We start from the raw sequence: 6,954 nt of genomic DNA on the forward strand, positions 1-6,954 counted from the left end.
GCAGGGCCGGTAGGACCGGTCGGGGCGATGTTATTAGGAAAGTGGCTATCATCCTTGAAAATCAAGGGAATATTAAAAAATAAAATCTATCACATTACAACCAACGCCGTCCAGATTATCTCTGGGCGGCGTTGGTTTGATGTTCCATGGTTCATTTTTTCCGTATGATTCCATCAAAGTAGCTATTGGAAAAATCACACTCACAATCTATTCCTAATTCTTCAACACATTTCTCAACCATGTGTTTTGTTTCTTGCCCCATCCACGGTGAAAAAGTTATGGAAATTTTGGAAATATTATGAAAATGAATGGGTAATAAGAGATACTCAAAATAAGGGATTTCTATTAACTCCACATTGTCATTATCGGAAGTATAATCGGTATGACTAAAATCAGCAATTATGCGGATTTCATTTTGAAATTTCCAATGCTCAGATTTAATTGTTGCTAAAGTAGACCAGTTTAGTAAGTTGTTTGCAGGCAACTGATACCCAACATTTTCTAAACTATTCTTATAAACAACAGGTTTTGTTGAAATATGTACCCACACTTTTGGGTATTCCATCGTAGGATCTTGGTGCAAGCTCTGGCCAAACTCAACCGGCAAAAAACCTGGACGGCACCCTTTTACATATCTGCTTTGATCGATTAAAGCATCACTAAGACTTTTGGGTGAGCCGATGTGGGAAAGTTCAAATTGAATTTTAACTCCATATTTATCTCCAGCATACATATTCCATAGCGGTATGCTTTCATCTGTACTATAATCAAAACATGAAATATACGGAATGGCCTCATCGTTATCAATTAGTGGCTGCAAATACGATTGTTCTTTTATATCGTCGACATTTTTAATGCAGTTTACTTTTAATTCCTTATTTTTTAGTATGCACAAAAGTGCCTCAACATCTGTATACTGTGAAAAACATTTCCATGTTTTCGATTGTTCCAGTAATTTTCTTGCATCTTCATCATGTACTCCCACCACAGGTATTCTATTGCCAACCTTCATTGATACACCCCCTTTTAATAACTTTCATAACAATGTCTCAGTAAAACAAATTTCTTTATGGATAGCATACCATAAATTTGAACATAATTCTACTTCCCTAAATGCCTAAATGTAATAGCATATGTGATAGTGCCTAATAGACTACGGCATTATTTTCATAAGCGATTTTAATAGCAGAAAGAGGTGATGCACCCAAGTGCAGGCCAGCCATTAGGCTGGCTTTTGTCATGCCATTTCAAAGCAGGAAAGGCGTCTCTCATCGAGGGGCTACCGCTCCGTTGCCGGAGATCAAGCTGTCTCCCACGTCAAAAGTGTCAGGGCGCTGTTATTAGAAAATGGCTATGACCCTTGAAAATCAAGGGAATATTAAAAAATCTATCACATTACGCAACGCGCCGTCCGTGGAGACCACCGGGCGGCGTTTTTGCGTAGAGGTAGGTTTGAAGGAGGTGAGGAGCAGAAAAAATAGGCACAAAATTTTTGACTTTAATTTTGTGCAACACTCCAAAATTTATTTTTAAGAAGGAGGTAGCGATGGCAGACGAAAAAAAGACACCTGCGCCGGTGGAGTCGGTTTCCGGAAAATCTCCCGACGCAGGAAAACACGACCCAAATGCGCCTGCACAGGAAAAAACCGATACCCCGGAGAAACCGGAGGGCAGCCCTGTTGCAGAAACGCCCAAGCCGTCAGAGGAAAAGGTCCCGGAAGATAAATCCAAAACGGATGTATCAAACAAGGACGGGGCTGAGGTCGTTGTCCCTATCGAAAAAATCAGTGAATTGATTGCCCAGCGCAATCAGGCAGCGCGGGAGAAGGCCGAACAAAACATGCCCCCGGACAAAGCACCAGAGGGCAAGCAGATGGGACTGTTTGAAACAGCACCCACGCCCAAACGCGGTGGCCGTCCCACAAAAGCTGCAAAAGAGCCAAAGGATAAGCCGCCCCAGGAGAAAAAGCCCAGGGACAAAGTGTCCCAAGGCAAGCGGGGCAAAAATACCCCGGACAAGCCTGCCCCTGGCGGTGGCGGTGTTGGCGGTGCTCCTTCCATCCAAAACAATGCACCTTCTCCTGATGTGGCTGGATCGACGGCTGCCCCGCCCCGTCCGGTGGAGGATCAGAAGGTCGTTTATCTGAAATTGTCCGAGCTGCACCCGTTCCACACCTTCCGCCCTCACCCGTTCCAGGTAAAAGACGATGCGAAGATGAAAGAAACCGTTGCCTCGGTCAAGCAGATGGGCGTCATCACCCCTGCCACGGTGCGCCCGGAGAAAGATGGCAACGGCTATGAGATCATTGCCGGACATCGGCGCTGCCGAGCCAGTGAATTGGCCGGTCTGGAGGTACTTCCCTGCATTGTCCGTGAAATGACGGATCACGAGGCCATTCGAGAAATGCGGGACAGCAACAAGCAGCGCGATGGTATGCTCCCCACCGAGCTTGCCCGCCTGTTGGACCTGGAGATGGAGGACATCAAGCACCAGGGCGTTCCGCTCAAAAATGTGGCTGAGGGGGACATCGGAAAACGGTCTGCGGAGATCGTGGGTGAGGCCCACGGCATGAACTACAAAAAGGTCATGCGCTACATCCGGCTCAATTCCCTTGTACCGGAATTGCAGGCTATGGTGGACGGCCACGAGGACGAAAACGGGAAACGGGTTAAAGGGCTGGGCTTTATGCCCGCCGTGGAACTTTCCTATATTCGCCCCAAGAACCAGCAGCTTATCGCGGTGTCCATTGAAGGCGAGCAGGCATCCCCCTCTGTTGCCCAGGCCAAAAAACTCCGGGAACTGGACCAGCAGAATAAACTCACCGGGGATGTTATCGACGCAATTTTGAGCGAGGAAAAAAGGAGGTTGGTCAAGTGATTATCAGCACAGATGAACTGAGCAAGTATTTTGGCAAGGAGGTCACGCCCCGGCAAATGAAGGACCAGATCATGGCCCTGCTGGACGAGTGGAAGGAAAAGCAGCCGCCGGAGAAAAAGGCGGAACTGGAGAAGTAAGCCCTTGGGACAAAGTGTCCCAGGGGCTTTTTTGATTTCTGCGACAATTTAGGAGGTGCAAATTGAAAAACAATCATCATTCCCCCCGGAGGCTGACGGCCCTCCTTCTGGTCGTAGCCGTTATGCTCTCCCTCGTCCCCTCGGCCTTTGCTGCCCAGCAGAACAGCTACCATGACCCGGCGGAGCATTGGCAGGAGGCTCTGAACCGCACCAACGAGCTGGACGCAAACTCGGTGGTGACGGTGGAAACCTTTAATTGCTGCGTCTGTGACAAGGCCACCGCCTTTGAGGTGTTCCGTGTTCCCGAGTACACCCGCAACGGAGAAACGGCGCTGACCCGAAATGTCAAATATTCGGACGGCACCTGTCTGGACGGCAAGAGCAAGGGCGATCTTCTGGACGGCACCCCCGGCCAGGATGCCTACTATACCGGCTACCACTGGACGAAAGCCGTCTGCGAGGTCTGTGGCACGATTAACAGCAACATGGGCGCTACCAGTTACGCCTGCAACAAGAATGTGTATTGGCTCTATGACTGTGCGGCGGATTTCTTTGAGGGACTGCTGGAAACGCAGACCGTTGAGCAGGTGGACAGCACCTACCATCGCATTATCACCACCAGCGGCACCTACTGCGGATTCTGCTACGGCACCCGCAAGGAGACGTCCTCCACCCTGGAGCGGCACCACATGGAAACGGCCATCCGCCCGGAGCTGGCAAATGACCGCTTTGTGGCGATGTCCACCTGCGCTGATTGCGGCTATGCCGAAACCAGCTACACCGGCGCAAAAGCCGTGATTGCAGACTACTTCGGTGTGGTGGACGGACAGCCCCACACCGTCACTGTGTCCGATCTCTCCGAGGCAGGCGTCACCACCGCCATCCGTTATGGCAACAGCGCCGACGCCTGCACTCTGACCAGCGCCCCCAACTATACCGTGGCCGGGGACTATGCGGTGTACTATGAGATCACCTACACCTACAAGAACACCGACATGGTGGAGGACGGCGTGGCCTATGTCCATCTGCGGGACGAAAGCACCGAGGAAACCGACGGTGATGGCTCCTGCGGTGAGGACCACAACTGGACCCTGCTGGACAGCGTAGCCCCCACCTGCCTGACCCTGGGCTATGACCGCTACCTGTGTGTGGATTGCAGTGCAATCGAAAAGCGGGACTATGAGGCCGCCCTGGGCCATGCTTATCAAAGCATCGTCATCCGGGACGCCACCTGCGAGACTCCCGGCAAGGTGCTGGAGATCTGTGAGCGGTGCGGCACTATCCAGGAAAGCACAACCCCCAAGGGAGAGCATGAGTTCTCCGTTACCACCGTCCCGGCCACCTGTACCAGCCCCGGCTACACCCTGCGGGAGTGTGCTGTCTGCGGAGAGCGGCACATTGAGGACATCACGGCGGCATTGCCCCACAACTATATTGCCAAAGTAACCCCGGCCACCTGTGAGGGCGGCGGTAAGACACTCCATATTTGCGAGGGCTGCGGCAGCTCCTTTGTTACCGACTACACCGACCCCCTGGGCCATAGTTGGGACGGGGGCACCGAAGTCACCGGCTCCACCTGCACCGGCGAAGGTCTGATCGAGTATCGCTGTGTCCGCTGCGGCTATCACCGGCTGGAGGGTGATGCGGCAGCGGGCCATGTACCCGGCGAGGCGGCCACCTGCACCACGCCCCAGCTCTGTACCAAGTGCGGCGCTGTGATTGTCAACGCCCTGGGCCACGACTACCAGAAGGAAGTCACCGCCCCCACCTGCACGGAAATGGGCTACACCACCTATACCTGCTCCCGCTGCGGCGACACCTATAAGGGTGATTACACCGATGCTGCCGGACACAAGCCCGGTGACTGGATCATCGACCAGGAACCCACCACTGACAGCGAGGGCAGCAAGCACAAGGAGTGCGAGGTCTGCGGTGAAAAGCTGGAGGAGGAACCCATCGAGAAAATCTACAATCAGGCTACCACGGACAGCAAGGGTGAGGCCGTCGTGGGTGGCTATTTGGTGATCGTCACCGATACCGACACCAAAAATCCCGTTGCCGGTGCCACGGTCACACTCCACGAGAATGAGTCCCTGTCCATCCGGCTGCCCTCTGGCCGTCTGCTGGACTACGCCGACCAGGCCACCATCCAGGTGCAGCTTGTGAAGGACAAGTCCCCCGTGGCGGGCATGGGCGTTTCCGTCACTGACCGCAACGACAATTTCAGCAGCGGAAAAACCGATGCCGCCGGTCAGCTCACCGTCCCCGGCGGTTCTGATACCACCAACGAGGACGGCAAGGGTACCGTGGGCTGGGAGGATGCCGACGGGGACCGTTGGACCCTGACTGTCAAGGTGGAGGACTTTGAGACAAAGCGTCCCATACCTGACGCCGGGGTATCCATCGGAAAAACCGGCACCATCACCGTCACCCTGCCGGACGGCACCGACATGGACGAGGACAACCGGATCACCGTCACGGTCACCGACCAGGAGCGTGAGCCCCAGGAGGACCTGACCGTCACCGTTAAGGGCGACCTGGGCCAGAAGGAAACCGGGGAAACCGACGAGGACGGCAAGCTGACGGTTCCCGCTGTTGTGGAGTCCGAGTACCACGGAGCTTATGTGGTGGGCTACACCGACGGCACCTTTGGGCCGGACCGGGATATGACCCGGAGCGAGGCGGCCACCATCTTTGCGCGCCTGCTGGCCCAGCACAACGGGGAGCGTATCACCGCCCCCACAAAAACCACCTTCCCGGATGTACCTGTAAACGCATGGTACGCCGGGTATGTGTCCTATCTGGCCCGACACGGTATCGCTGTGGGCTACACCGACGGCCTGTTCCACGGGGACGAGCCCATCACCCGTGCAGAGTTCACGGCGATGGCGGTGCGGTTCTTTGATGCCTATGGTGACGGCAATCCCGCCATCATGGAGGAGTACGGCGGCTTTGGGGATGTGTCCCCCGGCCATTGGGCAGCGGGCTACATTGAGGACGCCGCCCGGTATGGCTGGGTGGTAGGCTATGGCGACGGTACCTTCCATGCCGATGATGCAATTACCCGCGCCGAGGTCGTTACCATCGTCAACCGTCTGCTGGGGCGTGAGGCTGACCAGGAGTATATTGCCGACCATCCCCGTGGGCTGGTGCTGTTCCCGGATGTGTCCAAGGGCTATTGGGCCTACTATGACATTCTGGAGGCGGCCAACAGCCATGAGGCGGATGTGTCCGCCGATCCCGAGGTCTGGCAAAAGTAACACCGCTCTGGGACATTTTGTCCCAAGGCTTGCACCCGATCCCCAGGTCAAAATGGTTCTGATGGTGTATATCCCCCGTCGCCGCCGTTATCCGTGCATGGACGGGGCCGAGCAGTCAAGGGGTGGAACACCCGCCGCTTTGCGGCGGTTTCCCTTTACGGCCCGCCCCGGCTGTGCGATTCCCAGCGGCGCGGCGGGGGTATATCCTCCAGAGCCGCCCCCTTGCCCATGACTGGGCAAGGGCGGGGGGAATGGGTTGACCAATTCTAATGAAATGGAGGTATTGCTATTGAAAAGGCCCCTTGCGTATATCACAGCTCAGTGGCACGGGACCACAGTGGAGAATGCGGAGCAGGCGGCCCGCTACTGCCGGACAGTTTATGAGGCGGGCTATGCACCTATCTGCCCCACCTTGTTTCTCCCGCTTTTCCTTCACAATCCGGTGCCCCAAGAGCACAAGGACGGGATCGACATGAGCCGTGACCTGCTCCGGCGCTGCCGGGTGCTGGTGGTCTGCGGCCATGTTGTGACCGAGGAAATGAAAAATGACATCGCCGTGGCCCAACGCCTGGGGATCACGGCCACCACCCTGGACGGCATCTTGTCTGTCAAGGGCCAGGGGCGGCGCTGATATGTCGGATTACTTTAAGGCGTACATCACCAATTTGGGAAAATACAA

General features: G+C 54.8%; 3 protein-coding genes and 1 pseudogene. 3 read left to right on the plus strand and 1 reads right to left on the minus strand.

What is annotated here, in order from left to right; all coding sequences use genetic code 11:
* Positions 1 to 151: 151 nt before the first annotated feature.
* Positions 152 to 1,012: a DUF2971 domain-containing protein gene (locus Q0K43_RS01355; RefSeq protein ID WP_294532759.1), complete on the minus strand. Its 861-nt coding sequence runs from the start codon at positions 1,010 to 1,012 to the stop codon at positions 152 to 154.
* A gap of 534 nt (positions 1,013 to 1,546) precedes the next feature.
* Between Q0K43_RS01355 and Q0K43_RS01360 the strand changes: the two are divergent.
* The 3 genes and pseudogenes from Q0K43_RS01360 (at position 1,547) to Q0K43_RS01370 (ending at position 6,906) form a co-directional block, all read left to right on the plus strand.
* Positions 1,547 to 3,015: pseudogene (locus Q0K43_RS01360) on the plus strand (ParB/RepB/Spo0J family partition protein).
* 62 nt (positions 3,016 to 3,077) lie between these two features.
* Positions 3,078 to 6,275 carry an S-layer homology domain-containing protein gene (locus Q0K43_RS01365; protein WP_297288772.1) on the plus strand — a complete coding sequence of 1,066 codons (3,198 nt, stop codon included), beginning with the start codon at positions 3,078 to 3,080 and terminating at the stop codon, positions 6,273 to 6,275.
* Between the two features lie 289 nt (positions 6,276 to 6,564).
* Entirely contained in the window at positions 6,565 to 6,906 is a 342-nt protein-coding gene (locus Q0K43_RS01370) for a hypothetical protein (protein ID WP_297288773.1), read from the plus strand.
* Positions 6,907 to 6,954: the final 48 nt, after the last annotated feature.

Source organism: uncultured Flavonifractor sp. (genome assembly GCF_944383115.1).
Classification (GTDB): Bacteria; Bacillota; Clostridia; order Oscillospirales; family Oscillospiraceae; genus Flavonifractor.